This window comes from Tabrizicola sp. (assembly GCF_036781545.1).
GTDB lineage: Bacteria > Pseudomonadota > Alphaproteobacteria > Rhodobacterales > Rhodobacteraceae > Tabrizicola.
Genome location: NZ_DAIQAT010000069.1, coordinates 1 through 16,781, shown reverse-complemented (window position 1 = coordinate 16,781; position 16,781 = coordinate 1). Strand labels below are relative to the sequence as shown.

The window sequence follows — 16,781 nt, the reverse complement described above, 5'->3', positions numbered from 1 at the left end:
TCCCTGTCATCCGCGATCTCCGTCTCGGATTTGTGTTTGTTCTTCAATAGCTGCATTCCCACACCGATGGCGATGGCCTGCGGATGCTTGCCCAGGCTCACGTCCCCGATGGGGCAGGTAATACAGCTGATGGCCGGGCCGGAATGGCCCAGAGCCGCAAGGCGCGACCGGAACCGCGCCCATTTGGTGGCCGAGCCGATCAGGCCCAGCCAGCGGAACCCCCGGCCCAGAAGCCGGTGGCACAATTCCAGGTCCAGCGCGTGGGAATAGGTGACGATCAGATGCTCCGCCACCACCGGCACATGACCCGCCAGCGCCTCGGGATGCGCAGCCCAGACTGGCGTCACCCCCTCCGGGATCGTCTCGGGAAAGCGCTCCGGCCCGGTGTCCACCCAGGTGATCGCGATACCCGGCAAGGGCGCCAGCACGTTCACCAGCGCTCGGCCCACATGCCCCGCCCCCCAGATCCAGACCTGCCGCTCCGCTTCTGCCACCGGCTCGACCAGCCAGCCCGCCACCAGACCGGGCGCGGGCCGCAGCCCTTGCCCCCGCGCCGCCACCAGGACGCGCTTCACCGCCAGGGGCATCACCCCCGGCCCCCGCGCCACGACGCCCGCCACCGCTTCCGGCAGCGCGTCGAAGACCTCGGTCCACAGCGTCACCGCCCCGCCGCAGCATTGGCCGAGGTTCGGCCCAAGCGCGACCCGCTCGACGCGGGGCGCAACCATGACCGGCGCGCGCGCCGCCAGCAACGCCCGCGCCTTCGTCACCGCCTCGAACTCCAGTGCCCCGCCGCCGATGGTCCCCGACTGGCCGGTCTCCCAGACCAGCATCGCCGCCCCCACCTCGCGCGGGGACGAGCCATCATGCGCGGCGATCACCACCCGCGCGACGCGCCCATGGGCGTCCAGCGCGGCGGACAGGGCGGCAAGGTCAAACACTCTCGACCCTCCGCACCGCCATCAGCACCCGCTCCGCCGTCGCCGGGGCGTCCAGCGCCGGATAGACCGACCCGTCGCCACAGGCCGCCACCGCATCCGACAGCGCATAAAGCGCCGAGATGCCCAGCATGAACGGCGGCTCGCCCACGGCCTTCGACTTGCCGACAGATTCCTCGCGGTTGGGCTTGCCCCACAAAGCCACGCGGAAATCGCGCGGCCGGTCCGAACAGGCCGGGATCTTGTAGGTGCTGGGCGCATGGGTCGCCAGGCGCCCCTTGCCGTCCCAGACCAGTTCCTCGGTGGTCAGCCAGCCCGCGCCCTGCACATAGGCGCCTTCCACCTGGCCGATATCCAGCGCCGGGTTCAACGACGTCCCGGTGTCGTGCACGATATCGACCCGCAGGATGCGGTTCTCGCCGGTCAGCCGGTCGATCACCACTTCCGTCACCGCCGCGCCATAGGCGAAATAGAAGAATGGCCGCCCGGTGCCTTTCAGCCGGTCCCAGACGATCTTCGGCGTGGCGTAGTAGCCGGTCGAGGACAGCGAGACCCGCGCCTGATAGGCCCCGGCCACCACCTTATCCCACTCATAGACCTCGCCCGCGACCCTTACCGTCCCGTCGACGAAGGTCACGGCAGAGGGCTCCGCCTGATGCTTCTCGGCAATGAACTCCGCCAGCCGCGCCTTGATCGTCTCCGCCGCCGCCTTCGCCGCCATCCCGTTCAGGTCCGACCCCGAGGAGGCAGCCGTCGCCGAGGTATTCGGCACTTTCCCGGTATCCGTCGCGGTGATCTTCACCTTGCCCACGTCAAGGCCGAAGACCGAAGCCGTCACCTGCGCCACCTTCTGGAACAGCCCCTGTCCCATCTCGGTCCCGCCATGGTTCAGCGCGATGCTTCCGTCCTGATACACATGAACCAGCGCCCCCGCCTGGTTCAGCCATGTCAACGTGAAGCTGATCCCGAACTTCACCGGCGTCAGCGCGATCCCCCGTTTCAGGACCGGGCTTGTCGCATTCCACGCCGCAATCTCCGCTTTCCGCGCCCGATAGTCGCTGGTCCGCTCCAGCTCCGCCACCAGCGCATGCCCGATGAAATCCTCCACCGGCATGTGATAAGGCGTCGTCTGCACCGCGCCATCCGTCGGCAGGTCATGCGACCCCACCGGCGACGCCGCCCCGCGCGAGGTCAGGTCGACCTCCCCGCCCTTGGAACTCCCCTGCGCTTTCATACTGGCCGAAATATCCCCGCCGGAGGCATCCGCGCTTACCATCCCGCGATAGAAGTTGGCCTTGCGCACCTCCAGCGGCTCCCGCCCCACGGCAAAGGCCACATGGTCCAGCACCCGCTCGATCCCCACCATCCCCTGCGGCCCGCCGAACCCGCGATAGGCGGTGGCGCTGCAGGTGTTGGTCTTCAGCCGGTGGCTCTCGATGCGCACATGCGGCAGGTGATAGCAGTTGTCCGCGTGCAGCATTGCCCGGTCGGCCACCGGCAACGACAGGTCCTGCGACCAGCCGCAGCGGAAAAGATGGGTGAACTCCAGCCCGAGAATCCGCCCCTGATCATCCACCCCCGCGCGGTACAGAATCCGCAGGTCATGCCGCTTCCCCGTGATGACCATGTCGTCATCCCGGTCATACCGCATCCGTGCCGGGCGCCCGGTCAACCGCGCCGCCACCGCACAGGCAATCGCCAGCGCATTCCCCTGGCTTTCCTTGCCCCCGAACCCGCCGCCCATCCGGCGGACCTCCACCCTGACCGAGGACATCGGCAGGTGCAGCGCATGGGCCACCTTGTGCTGCACCTCGGTCGGGTGCTGGGTCGAGGAATGGACCACCATGTCCCCACCTTCCTGCGGGATGGCGGCGGCGACCTGGCCTTCCAGATAGAAATGCTCCTGCCCGCCGACCTCGAACGATCCTTCCACTACCCGAGGCGCTGCCGAGATCGCCTCAGCCGCATCGCCCTTCTGCCAGATCACCGGCCCGTCCTCGAACCGGCTGTTCGCCGCCAGCGCCGCATCCACGGTCAGCAGGGCAGGCAACTCCCGGTAGGAAATCTTCCCCAGCCGCGCCGCCTTGCGCGCCGCGAGGTGGCTTTCGGCCAACACCAGGAACACCGGCTGCCCGACGTAATGCACCGTCCCCACCGCCAGCAGGGGCTCGTCATGCATCGAAGGCGAGCAATCCGGCATGTCCGGCAGATCTTCCGCCGACAGCACCGCCACCACGCCGGGGGCAGCTCGCACCGCAGACAGGTCCAGCCCGGTGATCTCGCCATGCGCGACGGTCGACAGGCCGAAGGCCAAGTGCAACGCATTCGCCGGGAAGGACAGATCGTCGATATACCGCGCCTGCCCGGTCACATGCAGCGGCGCCGCGTCGTGCGGCAGGGGTTTGCCCATGCTCATGCCGAAACCTCCAGCACCGACACCGCCGTCCCGTTCAGGTCATGGAAATACCGCCGCAGCAGGTTCTGCGCCGTCAGCATCCGGTAGCCTGCGCTGGCCCGCATGTCGGTCATCGGCGCGAAATCCCCCGCCATCGCTTCTGCCGCCGCCTCGACCACCGCCTCGCTCCACTCGCGCCCGACCAGCGCCGCCTCGGCCAGGGACGCCCGCTTCGGCACCCCCGCCATGCCGCCAAAGGCGATCCGCGCCGCCCGCACCACGCCCCCCTCGACCGTCACGTTGAAACACCCGCAGACCGCCGAGATGTCCTGGTCGAACCGCTTGGAAATCTTGTAGCAGCGCAGCGCCTCTGCCCGCTCGGGGAAAGACACCCCGGCCACGAACTCCCCCGGTTTCCGGTCCTGCTTGCGATACTCCAGGAAGAAGTCCTCCAGCGGCATCGACCGCATCTCGTCCCCCCGCCGCAGATGCAGCGTCGCGCCCAAAGCGATCAGCGCCGGCGGCCCGTCGCCGATGGGCGAGCCGTTGGCGATGTTCCCCCCGATCGTCGCCGCATTGCGCACCTGCACGCTCGCATAGCGCCGCAGCATCTCGCCCAGCGAGGGCAACCGCTCCGCCACAGCCGCGCGCAGGTCGTTGATCGTGACGCAGGCGCCGACATGCAGTTGCCCGCCCCGCACTTCGATCCCCTTCAGGTCCTCGACCCCGCCCAGGAAGGCCACCGGCCGCAACTCGCGCAGCTGCTTCGTCACCCAAAGCCCCACATCCGTCGCCCCTGCGACCAGCACCGCGTCGGGGTTCGCAAGATACCACTCTGCCAACTCATCGGAGTCCGAGGGCCGGAACGCCCCCGCCTCCCCCGCGGCAAACCCGGCCAGCGCCGTCCGGTCCGCCTGCATCCACTCCGGCACCGCCTCTCCCGCAGCCGCCTCGGCCGCCCGGATGATCGGCGCATAGCCCGTGCAGCGGCACAGGTTCCCCGCCAGCGCATCGTCATGCGCGCGGTCGCCGTTCAGATGCGCCACCGCCATGCTGACGACGAAGCCCGGCGTGCAGAAGCCGCACTGGCTGCCATGATGCGACACCATCGCCGCCTGCACCGGATGCATCTCGCCCTTCGGCCCGGAGATCCCCTCGACCGTCCGCACCGCCTTGCCGTGCAGCTGGGGCAGGAACAGGATACAGGCGTTCAGCGCGCGCGAGCCCGCGGCATCCGTCACCATCACGGTGCAGGCTCCGCAGTCGCCTTCGTTGCAGCCTTCCTTGGTTCCGGTCAGGCCGCGCCCGCGCAGCCAGTCCAGCAGGGTCCGCGTCGGGGCTTCCCCCTCGATGCGAACCGGCGTTCCGTTCAACAGAAACGCAACATTCATCCGTCTGTCCGCCGCGGTCTCCCCGGTGAGGGCATTCTGCGTGTCCGCCCGATGCGGCGTAAAGCGGGCCACGCGCCCCTGCCTTGTTGTCAGTCCATCAAGAAGGCCGAACCGATTCAAGGCAAGAACAAACTCATCGCCGAAAGGTGAAGCTGTTACCCGGATTTTCCGAAATTTCCCGTCGGAGATATCGCTTTCTCCAGAGTGACGTTAAGGTAAGGCATCCCTTACTCGCAGCCCCGGGTGGCAGCGACTATACGCCGCAGTCTATTAGCATACATACAAATGGATTTTCCCATGGACTTCGCAACCCTCCTCAAATTCGCCCATGTCTTCGCCGCCGTCCTCTGGGTCGGCGGTGGTTTTACCGTCGTCATCGCAGGCGTCGTCCTGGCCGGTCGCTGCAGCGCCGACACGCAGGTCGCCGTGGTCCGCGCCACCACCCTCCTGGCCCCGCGCCTCTTCATTCCCGCCAGCATCTTCACCCTCGCCTCGGGCGTGACGCTCCTCTTCATCGCGGGCTGGGGCTGGCAGCCCTTCACCGTCCTGGGCCTGGCCGGGGTGATCTTCACCGCAGGCTTCGGCAGCTTCGTCCTCGGCCCCGCCTGCGAACGGGCGGTCAAGACCGCCGACGCCTGGGGCGCCGTCTCGGCCCTGCCGATCCTGCGCCGCACCCAAAGGCTGGCGATGATCGACTATGCCGTCCAGTTCGCCATCGTCTTCCTGATGGTGGTGAAACCCGGCTGGAGCGATCTTGCCGTCTTCGGCGGCATCGGGTCGGTCATCGCGCTGGCCGTCCTCGCCGCGCTGCGCCCCGTGCCGCACGCCGCGGCCTGAGGCCTTCACAGCGCGCGCCGGGCCGGATAACCCTTGTCCATGCCCGGCGCGAACCCTCGATTCATCCATCTCCGCACCCATACCGAACATTCGCTCCTCGAAGGCGCGGTGCCGGTGAAGAAACTGGTCGATCTCTGCAAGGCGGGCGGAATGCCCGCCGTCGCTGTGACCGACACCAACAACATGTTCGCCGCGCTGGAGTTCTCCGTCACCGCCATGGGGGCAGGGGTGCAACCCATCCTCGGCTGCCAGATCTCCATTGCGCACGACCCCGCCCAGCCGGGCGAAAAGCCCCGCCTGCCTGCGCCCATCGTCCTTCTGGCCCAGACCGAGCAGGGCTACATGAACCTGATGCGGCTCAACACGCGGCTTTACATCGACGGCGCGATGACCGGCTCGGCCAACCTGCCGCAGGTGACGCTGGACGAGCTGGCCCAGAATGCCGAGGGGCTCATCTGCCTGACCGGCGGCCCCGAAGGCCCCCTCGGCCGCTTCCACGCCACCGGCCAGCAGGCCAAGGCCCGCGTCCTTCTGGAGCGGCTGGCGGCCATCTATCCCAGCCGCCTGTATGTCGAACTGCAACGCCACCCCGGCCCCGGCGGTGCGCTGCCGGAAACCGAGGCCTTGGCCGAACGCGGGGCCATCGACCTCGCCTATGAACTGGCGCTTCCCATCGTCGCCACCAACGACGTCTATTTCCCCAAGACCGAGATGTATGAGGCGCATGACGCGCTGATCTGCATCGCCGAGGGCGCCTATGTCGACCAGCAGCAGCCCCGCCGCCGTCTGACCCCGCAGCACTATTTCAAATCCGAAGCCGAGATGGTCGCCCTCTTCGCCGACCTGCCCGAGGCCCTGGAAAACACTGTCGAGATCGCGAAACGCTGCGCCTATGCGGCGTCGAAGCGCAAGCCGATCCTGCCGATCTTCGCCGAAGACGAGGTGCAGGAACTGCGCCGGCAGGCGAACGAGGGGCTGCAGGCCCGCCTCAAGGTCATCCCGCATTCCGCCACGCCCGAAGAGTATCAGGAACGCCTCGATTTCGAACTCGGCATCATCGAGAAGATGGGCTTTCCCGGCTATTTCCTGATCGTGGCCGATTTCATCAAATGGGCCAAGGACCACGGCATCCCCGTCGGTCCGGGCCGGGGCTCGGGCGCGGGCTCGCTGGTCGCCTATGCGCTGACGATCACCGACCTTGATCCGCTGCGCTATGCGCTGCTGTTCGAGCGCTTCCTGAACCCCGAACGGGTCTCGATGCCCGACTTCGACATCGACTTCTGCATGGACCGCCGGGAAGAGGTGATCACCTACGTCCAGGGCAAGTATGGCGCCGACAAGGTCGCCCAGATCATCACCTTCGGCGCGCTTCTGTCCAAAGCTGCCGTCCGCGACGTGGGCCGCGTGCTGCAACTGTCCTACGGCCATGTCGACAAGCTTTCGAAGATGATCCCGGTCGAAGGGGTGAAGCCGGTCTCGATCACCAAGGCGCTGACCGACGAACCCCGCCTGCGCGAGGCCGCGAAGGAAGAGGTCGTCGGCCGCCTCCTCGACTACGCCGCCAAGATCGAGGGCCTCTACCGCAATGCCTCCACCCACGCCGCCGGGGTGGTGATCGGCGACCGCCCGCTGGACCAGCTGGTGCCGCTCTACCGCGACCCGCGCTCGACCATGCCTGCGACCCAGTTCAACATGAAATGGGTCGAGGCGGCGGGGCTGGTAAAGTTCGACTTCCTCGGCCTCAAGACCCTGACCGTGATCCAGAACGCGATGGACCTCCTGAAGCTTCGCGGCATCGAATTCGACATCAACCTGATCCCATTGGACGACAAGCCCAGCTACGATCTCTACGCCTCCGCAAAAACCGTCGCCGTCTTCCAGGTGGAAAGCTCCGGCATGATGGACGCGCTCCGCCGGATGAAGCCCACATGCATCGAGGACATCGTTGCCCTCGTGGCCCTCTACCGCCCCGGCCCGATGGAGAACATTCCGACCTATTGCGAGGTGAAGAACGGCCTCCGCGATCTCGAATCCATCCACCCCACCATCGACCACATCCTTGCCGAGACCCAGGGCATCATCGTCTACCAGGAACAGGTGATGCAGATCGCCCAGGTCATGGGCGGCTATTCCCTCGGCGGCGCCGACCTTCTGCGCCGCGCCATGGGCAAGAAGATCGCCGAAGAGATGGCCAAGGAACGGCCGAAGTTCATCCAGGGCTGCAAGGCCACCCACAACATCGACGCCAAGAAGGCGGGCGAAGTCTTCGACCTCCTCGAAAAATTCGCCAACTACGGATTCAACAAGTCCCACGCCGCCGCCTATGCCGTGGTCAGCTACCAGACCGCCTATCTCAAGGCCAACCACCCCGCCGAATTCATGGCCGCGGTGATGAACTGCGACATCCACCTCACCGACAAGCTCGCCGTCTACAAGCGCGAGGTCGACAAGCTCGGCCTCACCACCATCGCCCCCTGCGTCAACGCCAGCCTCGCCACCTTCACCGTCCGCGACGGCGCCGTGGTCTACGGCCTCGGCGCGTTGAAGAACGTCGGCGTCGAGGCCATGCGCCTGATCACCGAGGCGCGGGCCGACAAACCCTTCGTTACCCTCTTCGACTTCGCCCGCCGCGTGGACCTGAAACGCATCGGCAAGCGCCCCCTCGAAATGCTCGCCCGCGCCGGGGCCTTCGACGCCCTCGACCCCAACCGCGCCCGCGTCTTCGAAGCGCTCGACGCCCTCACCGCCTTCTCCGCCGCCATCCACGAGGCCGCCGCCTCGTCACAGGTCTCGCTCTTCGGCACCGCCGGGGCCGACATTCCCGAACCCCGCCTCCCCTTCCGCGACGACTGGCTCCCGGTCGAGCGCCTGTCGCAGGAACATCAGGCCATCGGCTTCTACCTCTCCGGCCATCCGCTCGACGACTACATGTCCGCCCTCAAGCGCAAGGACGTGAAGACCCTCGCCGAAGTCACCCAACTCGCCGAACGCGGCCCCCTCATCGCGAAACTCGCAGGCTCCGTCTCTTCCCGCCAGGAACGCAAATCCGCCCGCGGCAACCGCTTCGCCTTCGTCCAGCTCTCCGACCCGACCGGCCTTTACGAAGTCACCTGCTTCTCCGAGGTGCTGGAGGCCTCCCGCGACCATCTCGACGCCGGGTCCAACGTCGTCCTCACCGTCAAGGCCGAGCTGGAGGGCGACAGCCTCAAGCTCCTTGCGCAGGCCATCACCCCCATCGACGCCGCCACCGCCAGCGCCGGGGCGCCGGACCTCCGCATCCACCTCGCCCGCCCCGAGGCGGCGCAATCCCTCGCCGCCCTCCTCGCCAGGGTCGAGGCCCGCACCCGCGCCGCCATCACCCTCTGCGTCACCGACGCCGAGGGCCGCGAGATCGACATCGACCTCCCCGGCCAATACCCCGTGACCCCGCAGATCAAGGGCGCGATCAAGGCCACCCACGGCGTGCTGGCGGTCGAGGAAATCTGACGCCACCCCGCGCTCCCACCCCGTAGGTCGGGCTTCAGCCCGACTCCCCCCGCCCCGTAGGTCGGGGCCTGCCCCGACTCCCCCGCACGCCCCCCTCACGCCCGCCGCCAGCCACCAGGCACCTCCCCTCCCCCTCCGTGGGGAGGGGCCGGGGGTGGGGGGCCGCCGAACGCCCCACAAACCCGACACTAACCGAACACGGCGTTCCCTCCCGCCAAAGGAGAACGCCCATGGACCCCCTCCACCACCTCCCCCTGACCGAGATCGACCCCCACGCCCTCCTCCGCGACCGCACCGCCCTCGAGCCGCAGGCTCTCCAACAACTCCAGCACTCCATCGCGACCGAAGGCCTCCGCACCCCCATCGAGGTCTGGCCCCTCTCCACCCCTCGCGAGCCCCACAAATACGGCCTCATCTCCGGCCTCCGCCGCCTCACCGCTGCCCGCGCCCTCGGCCACCAGACGATCCCCGCCTTCCTCCGCACGCCGCAAACCCTCGCCCAGGCCCTCACCGCCATGGTGACCGAGAACGAAATCCGCGCCCCCGTCAGCCCGTGGGAGAAGGCGACCCTCATCCTGAACGCCGTGACCGAGGGCCACTTCGACACCCCCGACGCCGCCATCGCCACCCTCTTCCCCAGCACGTCCCGCTCCTCCCGCCAGCGCCTCCGCGCCCATGCGAACGTGGTCGAGGCGCTCGGCCCCCTCCTCACCGCCCCCGAAACCCTGACCATCCGCCAATTCGACACCCTCGCAGCCGCGATCACCGGCGGGCATGAGGACCTCCTCACCGCCACCCTCCACCCGCACGCGGGCAGCGGACCCGAGACCCAATGGTCCGCCCTCCGCCCCGTCCTCCTGGATATCGCGCGTGAGCCCACGACCCCCACAACCCGCCGCCCCCGCAGGCTGCTGAAACTCCGTCAGGGCCTGACGATCACGCGGGAGCCCACCCCCACCGGCTGGCTCCTCCGCTTCACCGGCCCCCAGGCGAGGTCCCCCGGCCTGATCGACGACGTGCTGGACAAGGTGGAGGAGTGGTTCAACAAACCCTGACCTCCACCCTACCGTAGGGTGCGCTACAGCGCACCACCCGTAGGTCGGGCTTCAGCCCGACTCTTCCCCCACCAACACCCCACACCCCTGTCATCCCCGCGAAAGCGGGGACCCAGCCTTTACCACCAGAAACTGGTTCCCCGCCTTTGCGGGGATGACACCTTCCAAACCAACACCGCACCCTCCCTCGGGCGGGCGCGTCTCCAAGCGAGATCCCCGGCCGGATCGACGACGTACGGGACAAGGCAGAGGAGTGGCATGGGCTAAACTGAGTTCATCCCTTGCAAAAAATCTGTCTTTGACATCTTTGGAACGCACGATGATAAATGGCTGCCAAACGAATATCTATTTGCTGGCACGCGAGAGGCGGGGAACTGTGAGCAAGTATCAAATTTTGGTTCGCATATTGGATGGCATTCGATCTGAGGCGGCTGGCACAAAGTGGGAGAGCTTATATGCCGTCAATTCAGAGATTGAAGAAGATGTCGAGCAGGCACGCGCTCGCGCTTACATACATCTATACTTGAAGGTGATGTTCGGCCTGTCAAGCTTTGCAGACCGAGAGCAATTTGTGACTGATGGATCCTATGACGGCGGAATCGATGGCTATTACATTGACCGCGATACGAGGCAGATCCATTTAATTCAATCAAAGTTTCGGAGAACGGCTGAGAACTTCACGCAGAAAAAGATTGACCCTGAAGAAATCCTATCCATGGACGTGGATCGCATAACTGCAGGAAATGAGACAAATGAGGCAGGCGTTGCCTACAATGGAAAGATCAAGGGCCTAATCCGTTCAATCGCCCAACTTCCTGATGCAGCGAGATATAGCTACAGAGTCGCCATTATTGCAAACTGCGAGCTACCTGCGCCCCAAGTTAGGCGCCTCACAGGCGGATATAGTGCGACCGTTTTTGACTACCAGAAGACTTACCGTGACCTTCTTTTTCCAGTTGTTTCAGGTACTTATTTTCGTGCGAGTGACATCGTAATTAATATTGATATGGAAAACAAAAGTGCAGGCGCGCGTACAAGCTATTCGGTGTCGACCACAGAGTTCGAATGTGAGATAACCGTTCTATTTCTCCCAACAATTGAAATTGCCAAGATAATTGAGAAGTACAGGAACACGCTTCTTGAGCACAATCCTCGCAGCTATCTCGAACTCGAAGGTCAGCAGGTAAATCGATCTATCCGCAGTACTATTATGCGATCGGACAGCAACGAGTTCGCACTTTTAAACAACGGGCTAATGATCCTTTCGGATGAAACCAATATTAATGAAAGGGTAGGGCAGCACAACAAAGCACAGTTGCGAGTTCTTAACCCTCAGATTATCAATGGTGGCCAAACAGCATATACCCTAGGCAGAATTATGCAGGAGAACCCTGACCAGGCGGATGAGATATTTCGCGGCAAGGAGGTTCTGGCTAAGATCATTACACTGACGCCGAAGTCAGCAGACAAGGACTCCTCCACCGAGCGTAGTCGGCTGATACGAGAGATATCTGAAGCAACTAATCGGCAAACGCCAATAATTGGTGCTGATAGAATATCAAACGATCCAAAGTATCTGCGACTGCAAGGGATTTTGTTTGAGAAGTACGGAATATTCTATGAACGCAAGCGAGGAGAATTTAGCGACGGCGTTGCTGCGGGATACATATCTGCAAAGGACGTACTTGAGAGGAACCTATTTCTCCGTCTCTCGCTCGCTGCCATTGGTCAGCTCACCGCAGCAAGGCAGAGGAAAATCTTCCAGAATGAAGCAGTAAACCTTGATAGCTTAACTGATGAGACCAGCATGGATAAGTTCTATCAAGCGTTCAAGTTCTTTAATTGGCTTGCGCCGAGCAACCCAAACTCGTCAAAGCGATACAGGGAAGTACTCACCCAATGCTATATGTTTGTTGAGATGACGAAGGAGGAGCCCAGCTTTATTCGGCGCTGCCAAACGACTCTTGGACTATGGGAGGAGCTTCGAGAGCTCATTGCTATACATAGACCAAAGTACTTTGACCGTGTGTTTACCCGGGGTGGAAAGAGCACAGAGGCGTTTGCAATTGAGAAGTGGATGGTAAGCCGCGACTTTGAACGTGATGTTCGCGAGTTCGTCTCAACTCGATCTCTCTCGCATCTGGGGGGTAAGACGCCATGACCCACCTTACAGTAAACTGTGAAGCACAGAAGCTGCTAAGAAGTCCCTTAACAAACCCCTAACGCCCACAGCTAACCCCTTGGAATCCTTTGCGGCCTCCACCTGCCCACGCGTGGGCAGCCCTCACCAGTGCGGCGGGCGGACGTTCGCCTCGGGGGCCTCCCCCCGCAAGGCCTCCTCCTCCGCAGCCCGCTCCATCAGAAGCCGGACCCGCCGCTCCAGCCCCGCGATCTCCCCGGCCTGACGGGCCACCACGTCCGACAGCTCCTCCACCGCCCGCATCAGGTGGGCCACCCGTTCCTCCAGCACCTCGACCCGGTCCATCACACCCCCCGCTTGCCCGCCTGCTTCCCACGGGATACACGGACCCCGATCAAAAGCGAAGGTCCCGCCATGGCCGACAAACCCCGCCGCCCCCGCGCCGAGACCCCGAAGGGATTCCGGGATTATTTCGGGGCCGAGGTCACCGAACGGAAAGCCATGCTCGACCGCATCGCGGGGGTCTACCACCGCTACGGGTTCGACCCGCTGGAGACCTCGGCGGTCGAGACGGTCGAGGCCCTCGGCAAGTTCCTCCCCGATGTCGACCGCCCCAACGAGGGCGTCTTCGCCTGGCAGGACGAGGATGCTGATTGGCTGGCCCTGAGATACGACCTGACCGCCCCCCTCGCGCGGGTGGCGGCGCAGTACCGCAACGACCTCCCCAGCCCCTACCGCCGCTACGCGATGGGCCCGGTCTGGCGGAACGAGAAACCGGGGCCGGGCCGCTTCCGGCAGTTCTACCAGTGCGATGCGGATACCGTCGGCTCGGCCTCTGTCGCGGCGGATGCCGAGATCTGCGCGATGCTGGCCGACTGCCTGGAAGAGGCCGGCATCCCGAGGGGCGACTATGTGGTGAAGGTCAACAACCGCAAGGTCCTGAACGGGGTGATGGAGGTCGCGGGGCTGGCGGGAGACGGCAAGGAGGCCGAACGCGGCATCGTCCTGCGCGCCATCGACAAGATCGACCGGCTAGGGCCGGAGGGTGTGCGGGCCCTGCTGGGCGAGGGCCGCAAGGACGAGAGCGGCGATTTCACCAAGGGCGCGGGTCTGTCGCCGGAGCAGGCGGAGGTCGTGATGGGCTTCACCTCGGCCAAGCGCGACACAGGCGCCGAAACGGTGGCCCGGCTGCGGGACCTGGTCGGCGGCTCGGCCATCGGCGCCGAGGGGGTCGATGAACTGGAGGCCATCGCGGCGCTGCTGGAGGCGCAGGGCTACGGGCCGGACCGGATCGTGCTAGACCCCGGCGTCGTCCGGGGTCTCGGCTATTATACCGGGCCGGTCTACGAGGCGGAACTGACCTTCGAGATTCTGGACGAGAAGGGTCGCAAGCGGCAGTTCGGCTCGGTCGCCGGGGGCGGGCGATACGACGGGCTGGTGAAGCGGTTCACCGGGCAGGATGTGCCGGCCACGGGTGTCTCCATCGGGGTGGACCGGCTGCTGGCCGCGCTCCGGGCCAAGGGGCGCAGCGCGGGGGGTACCGCGGGTCCTGTGGTGGTGACGGTGATGGATCGCGACCGGATGGCCGATTACATGGCGATGGTGGGAGAGCTGCGGCAGGCGGGTATCCGGGCCGAGGTCTATCTGGGGAACCCGAAGAACTTCGGCAACCAGCTCAAATATGCCGACAAGCGGGCTTCGCCGGTGGCGGTGATCCAGGGCGGGAACGAGGCGGCGGCGGGCACGGTGATCCTGAAGGACCTGATCCTGGGCGCCAAGATCGCCGAGAGCGCGACGCTGGAGGAGTGGAAGGACCGGCCTGCGCAGGTCGAGGTGCCGCGCGCGGAGCTGGTGGCGGCGGTGAAGCGGATGCTGGGGCAATGAAACTGGCGGGCCCTCCCCTCCCAGCCCCCCCCCACAAAGGGAGAGGGGAGGCGCCTGGTGCCCGGGTGGGGCGCGGGATGCCGGGCGGTGACGCCGGACTTTCTGGACCTGCGGCCGACGCCGGAAGCTTGCCTCCCCGTCGTGGCGAGGGAGAGGGTGGGGCGCCTGCCCCTAGGTTTGCGGCATGACCCCCAAGGCTGCGATCCGCGCTGAGGGCGAGCGTCTGCTGGCTGCCTTCGTGCAGGCGGGGGCCGTGCCGGTGGAGGCTGACGTCCTGCAACCGGCGGGGACGCTGCTGGACCTTTACGGCGAGGACATAAGGGCGCGGGCCTATGTGACGGACGATCCGGTCCGGGGTGAAATGATGCTGCGGCCCGACTTCACCGTGCCGGTGGTGCAGGCGCATATGGCGCATGGAGCGGACCCCGCCCGTTATGCGTATCTGGGCGAGGTGTTCCGCAAGCAGGCGCGGGGGTCGGGGCGGGCAAGCGAATACCTTCAGGTCGGCTATGAGGTCTTCGACCGCGCTGCACCCGAGGTCGCGGATGCCGAGGTCTTCGCGCTGTTCCGCGACCTGCTGAGCGGTCTGGACCTGCGACCCGTGACTGGCGATATCGGTATCCTGATGGCGGCCGTTCGCGGGCTGGAGACGACCGAGCGGCGGAAGGCGGCGCTGCTCCGCCATGTCTGGCGGCCGGTGCGGTTCAAGGCGCTTCTGGATCGCTTCGCCGGGCGGGCCCCGGTTCCGGCGGGGCGGGTCGCCCTCCTGGAGCGGTTGAAGGCGGGCACGCCAGCTCAGCTGATCGAGGAGGCCGGGGCCTTCGTCGGGCTGCGCTCGCCCGAGGAGATCGCGGCACGGGCGGAGGCGCTGGTTGCCGATGCCGAAACCCCGCCGATCCGTGCGACCGAGGCGGCGCTGCTGTATGATCTTCTGAGCCTTGAGGCCCCGGCTGCCCATGCGCTGAGCCACCTTCGGGGCATCACCCCGATGCTGCCCGCCATCGGCCCGGCGGTGGACCGGTTCGGGGCAAGGCTGGAGGCGCTGTCGGCGAAGGGCGTGGATGTCGCGACCCTGGCCTTCGAGGCGAGTCATGGGCGGACGGCACTGGAATATTACGACGGCTTCGTCTTCAGCTTCCTGAAGGACGGGATGCCCCCGGTCGCCTCGGGTGGACGCTATGACGCGCTGACAGCGGTTCTGGGCGCGGGCGCCTTCATCCCGGCGGTGGGGGGGGTGATCCGCCCCGGCCTCGTCGCGCGGCTGAAGGGGGCGGTGGCATGATCCGGATCGGGGTGCCGTCGAAGGGGCGGCTGATGCAGGACTGCTTCGACTGGTTCGGATCGCGCGGTGTGGTGATGCGGCGCGCGGGGTCGGATCGGGAATATTCCGGGGTGATCGAGGGTGTCGCGGGCGCGGTGCCGGTGCTGCTGTCGGCCGGGGAGATCCCGCGCGAACTGGCGGCGGGGCGCATCCATCTGGGCGTTACCGGATCGGATCTGGTGCGCGAGCAGCTGGGCGCGGAAGAGGTGGCCGAGGTGGCGCGGCTGGGCTTCGGCCAGGCCGACTTGGTGATCGCGGTGCCGAACGTCTGGATCGACGTGGAAACCGTCGACGACCTGGATGCGGCGGCGGCGGCCTTCCGCAAGGCGCATGGGCACCGGCTGCGGATCGCGACCAAGTATCACCGGCTGGTGCGGGACTTCCTGCAGGCGCAGGGGGTTGCGGATTACCAGCTGGTCGACAGCCAAGGCGCGACCGAGGGCACGGTGCTGAACGGAACGGCGGAGGCGATCGCCGACATCACCTCGTCGGGCGAGACGCTGCGGGCGAACCACCTTCGCATCCTGTCGGACGGTCTGATCCATTCCAGCGAGGCGGTGCTCTGGGCCAGCCGGGTGGCGGGCTGGTCGGCGGCGGACCTTGCGGCCTACAGGTCGCTTGCGGCGCGGCTGGGGGTTTCCGCGGCGCCGTTCTGAGGGGTGGTGGGGTGGAACCCCACCCTACCTTCGCGCCAGAGTGACGCCGAGCCCGGCCAGTCCCATCCCGACCCAAGCGAGGGGCGGCATCGCCTCGCCCAGAAGCGGCCAGGCGAAGAGGGCCGAGAGCGGCGGGACCAGGTAGAAGAGCGCCGAGACGCGGGCGACCTCTCCGGCGCGGATCATCGCGAGGAGGAGAGTGATCGCCACCAGCGAGTTGCCGATCACCAGATAGGCGAGCACGGCGAAAAGTTCGGGCGTCCAGTCGGCCTGCATCCCTTCGGCCGCAAGTGCGAGCGGCAGGGTGAAGACGGCGCCGACGGCATACTGGATCAGGTTGGCGGGCACCGGGTGCGTGGTGACGCCGAAGCGTTTTTCGTACAGCGTGGCGGCGGTCATGCCGATCAGCCCGCCGACGGCGCAGAGGATCCCGAAGGGCGGCTCATGCGCGATGCCGGAGCGGGCGAGGATCACGGTGATGGCCCCGGTCAGGCCGAGGGCGAGGCCGATCCAGCGTGAGGAACTGACGCTTTCGCCAACCATCCAGGGGGCGATCAGGCTGACCAGGATCGGTTGCAGGCAGACGATGATCGCGACGCCGCCCGCCGAGACGCCGGATTTGAAGGCGATGTAGCAGAGGCCGAAATAGGCGACCTGGATCAGGAAGCCGGTGACGGC

The 16,781-nt window shown here is 66.1% G+C and carries 12 protein-coding genes; 7 read left to right on the top strand and 5 right to left on the bottom strand.

Features of this window, described 5'->3' with window-relative positions; genetic code table 11:
- The 3 genes from xdhC to xdhA form a co-directional block, all read right to left on the bottom strand.
- Positions 1 to 941, bottom strand: a 941-nt coding sequence (xdhC, locus tag V7Q39_RS11830; RefSeq protein ID WP_333816782.1) for a xanthine dehydrogenase accessory protein XdhC, incomplete at its 3' end; no start/stop codon positions are given.
- Complete coding sequence (gene xdhB / locus V7Q39_RS11825) at positions 934 to 3,354, bottom strand: xanthine dehydrogenase molybdopterin binding subunit (protein ID WP_333816781.1); 2,421 nt, start codon at positions 3,352 to 3,354, stop codon at positions 934 to 936. The genes xdhC and xdhB, both read right to left, overlap by 8 nt.
- The gene (xdhA, locus tag V7Q39_RS11820) at positions 3,351 to 4,724 is read right to left on the bottom strand and encodes a xanthine dehydrogenase small subunit (RefSeq protein WP_333816780.1); all 1,374 of its coding nucleotides are present in this window, start codon (positions 4,722 to 4,724) and stop codon (positions 3,351 to 3,353) included. Before xdhA ends, xdhB begins: the two co-directional genes overlap by 4 nt.
- Positions 4,725 to 5,021: 297 nt before the next feature.
- Here xdhA and V7Q39_RS11815 point away from each other — a divergent pair, with 297 nt between their 5' ends.
- From V7Q39_RS11815 to V7Q39_RS11800, 4 genes are all read left to right on the top strand, one after another.
- Entirely contained in the window at positions 5,022 to 5,561 is a 540-nt protein-coding gene (locus tag V7Q39_RS11815; RefSeq protein ID WP_333816779.1) for a DUF2269 family protein, read from the top strand.
- Between the two features lie 39 nt (positions 5,562 to 5,600).
- Positions 5,601 to 9,047 carry a DNA polymerase III subunit alpha gene (gene dnaE / locus V7Q39_RS11810; RefSeq protein ID WP_333816778.1) on the top strand — a complete coding sequence of 1,149 codons (3,447 nt, stop codon included), beginning with the start codon at positions 5,601 to 5,603 and terminating at the stop codon, positions 9,045 to 9,047.
- A gap of 230 nt (positions 9,048 to 9,277) precedes the next feature.
- Positions 9,278 to 10,102, top strand: a complete 825-nt coding sequence (locus V7Q39_RS11805) for a ParB/RepB/Spo0J family partition protein (protein WP_333816777.1) — start codon at positions 9,278 to 9,280, stop codon at positions 10,100 to 10,102.
- A gap of 307 nt (positions 10,103 to 10,409) precedes the next feature.
- On the top strand, positions 10,410 to 12,263 hold the full coding sequence (locus V7Q39_RS11800; protein ID WP_333816776.1) for an AIPR family protein: 1,854 nt from the start codon (positions 10,410 to 10,412) through the stop codon (positions 12,261 to 12,263).
- A gap of 123 nt (positions 12,264 to 12,386) precedes the next feature.
- Here the strand turns inward: V7Q39_RS11800 and V7Q39_RS11795 are convergent, their stop codons facing one another.
- Positions 12,387 to 12,587 (bottom strand): SlyX family protein, encoded by a 201-nt coding sequence (locus V7Q39_RS11795; protein WP_197642339.1) that lies wholly within the window; start codon positions 12,585 to 12,587, stop codon positions 12,387 to 12,389.
- Between the two features lie 69 nt (positions 12,588 to 12,656).
- Here V7Q39_RS11795 and hisS point away from each other — a divergent pair, with 69 nt between their 5' ends.
- The 3 genes from hisS to hisG all read left to right on the top strand — a co-directional run bounded on the left by hisS (position 12,657) and on the right by hisG (position 16,103).
- Positions 12,657 to 14,126 (top strand): histidine--tRNA ligase, encoded by a 1,470-nt coding sequence (gene hisS / locus V7Q39_RS11790; RefSeq protein WP_333816775.1) that lies wholly within the window; start codon positions 12,657 to 12,659, stop codon positions 14,124 to 14,126.
- A 184-nt stretch (positions 14,127 to 14,310) separates the two neighbouring features.
- A complete protein-coding gene (locus tag V7Q39_RS11785) occupies positions 14,311 to 15,408 on the top strand; it encodes an ATP phosphoribosyltransferase regulatory subunit (RefSeq protein ID WP_333816774.1) in 1,098 nt (365 codons plus the stop codon).
- Entirely contained in the window at positions 15,405 to 16,103 is a 699-nt protein-coding gene (gene hisG / locus V7Q39_RS11780; protein ID WP_333816773.1) for an ATP phosphoribosyltransferase, read from the top strand. The genes V7Q39_RS11785 and hisG overlap by 4 nt, the downstream gene beginning before the upstream one ends.
- Before the next feature lie 24 nt (positions 16,104 to 16,127).
- On the opposite strand, the gene V7Q39_RS11775 is transcribed toward hisG, so the two are convergent.
- Positions 16,128 to 16,781: DMT family transporter (locus tag V7Q39_RS11775; protein ID WP_333816772.1), on the bottom strand; the 654-nt coding region annotated here is incomplete at its 5' end.

What these genes read in the sequence shown, in the direction of transcription:
- V7Q39_RS11815 (WP_333816779.1), top strand. Translation starts at nt 5,022, where the DNA reads ATGGACTTCGCAACCCTCCTCAAATTCGCCCATGTCTTCGCCGCCGTC.
- xdhB (WP_333816781.1), bottom strand. Translation starts at nt 3,354, where the DNA reads ATGAGCATGGGCAAACCCCTGCCGCACGACGCGGCGCCGCTGCATGTG.
- dnaE (WP_333816778.1), top strand. Translation starts at nt 5,601, where the DNA reads ATGCCCGGCGCGAACCCTCGATTCATCCATCTCCGCACCCATACCGAA.
- V7Q39_RS11785 (WP_333816774.1), top strand. Translation starts at nt 14,311, where the DNA reads ATGACCCCCAAGGCTGCGATCCGCGCTGAGGGCGAGCGTCTGCTGGCT.
- xdhA (WP_333816780.1), bottom strand. Translation starts at nt 4,724, where the DNA reads ATGAATGTTGCGTTTCTGTTGAACGGAACGCCGGTTCGCATCGAGGGG.
- V7Q39_RS11795 (WP_197642339.1), bottom strand. Translation starts at nt 12,587, where the DNA reads ATGGACCGGGTCGAGGTGCTGGAGGAACGGGTGGCCCACCTGATGCGG.
- hisS (WP_333816775.1), top strand. Translation starts at nt 12,657, where the DNA reads ATGGCCGACAAACCCCGCCGCCCCCGCGCCGAGACCCCGAAGGGATTC.
- V7Q39_RS11805 (WP_333816777.1), top strand. Translation starts at nt 9,278, where the DNA reads ATGGACCCCCTCCACCACCTCCCCCTGACCGAGATCGACCCCCACGCC.
- hisG (WP_333816773.1), top strand. Translation starts at nt 15,405, where the DNA reads ATGATCCGGATCGGGGTGCCGTCGAAGGGGCGGCTGATGCAGGACTGC.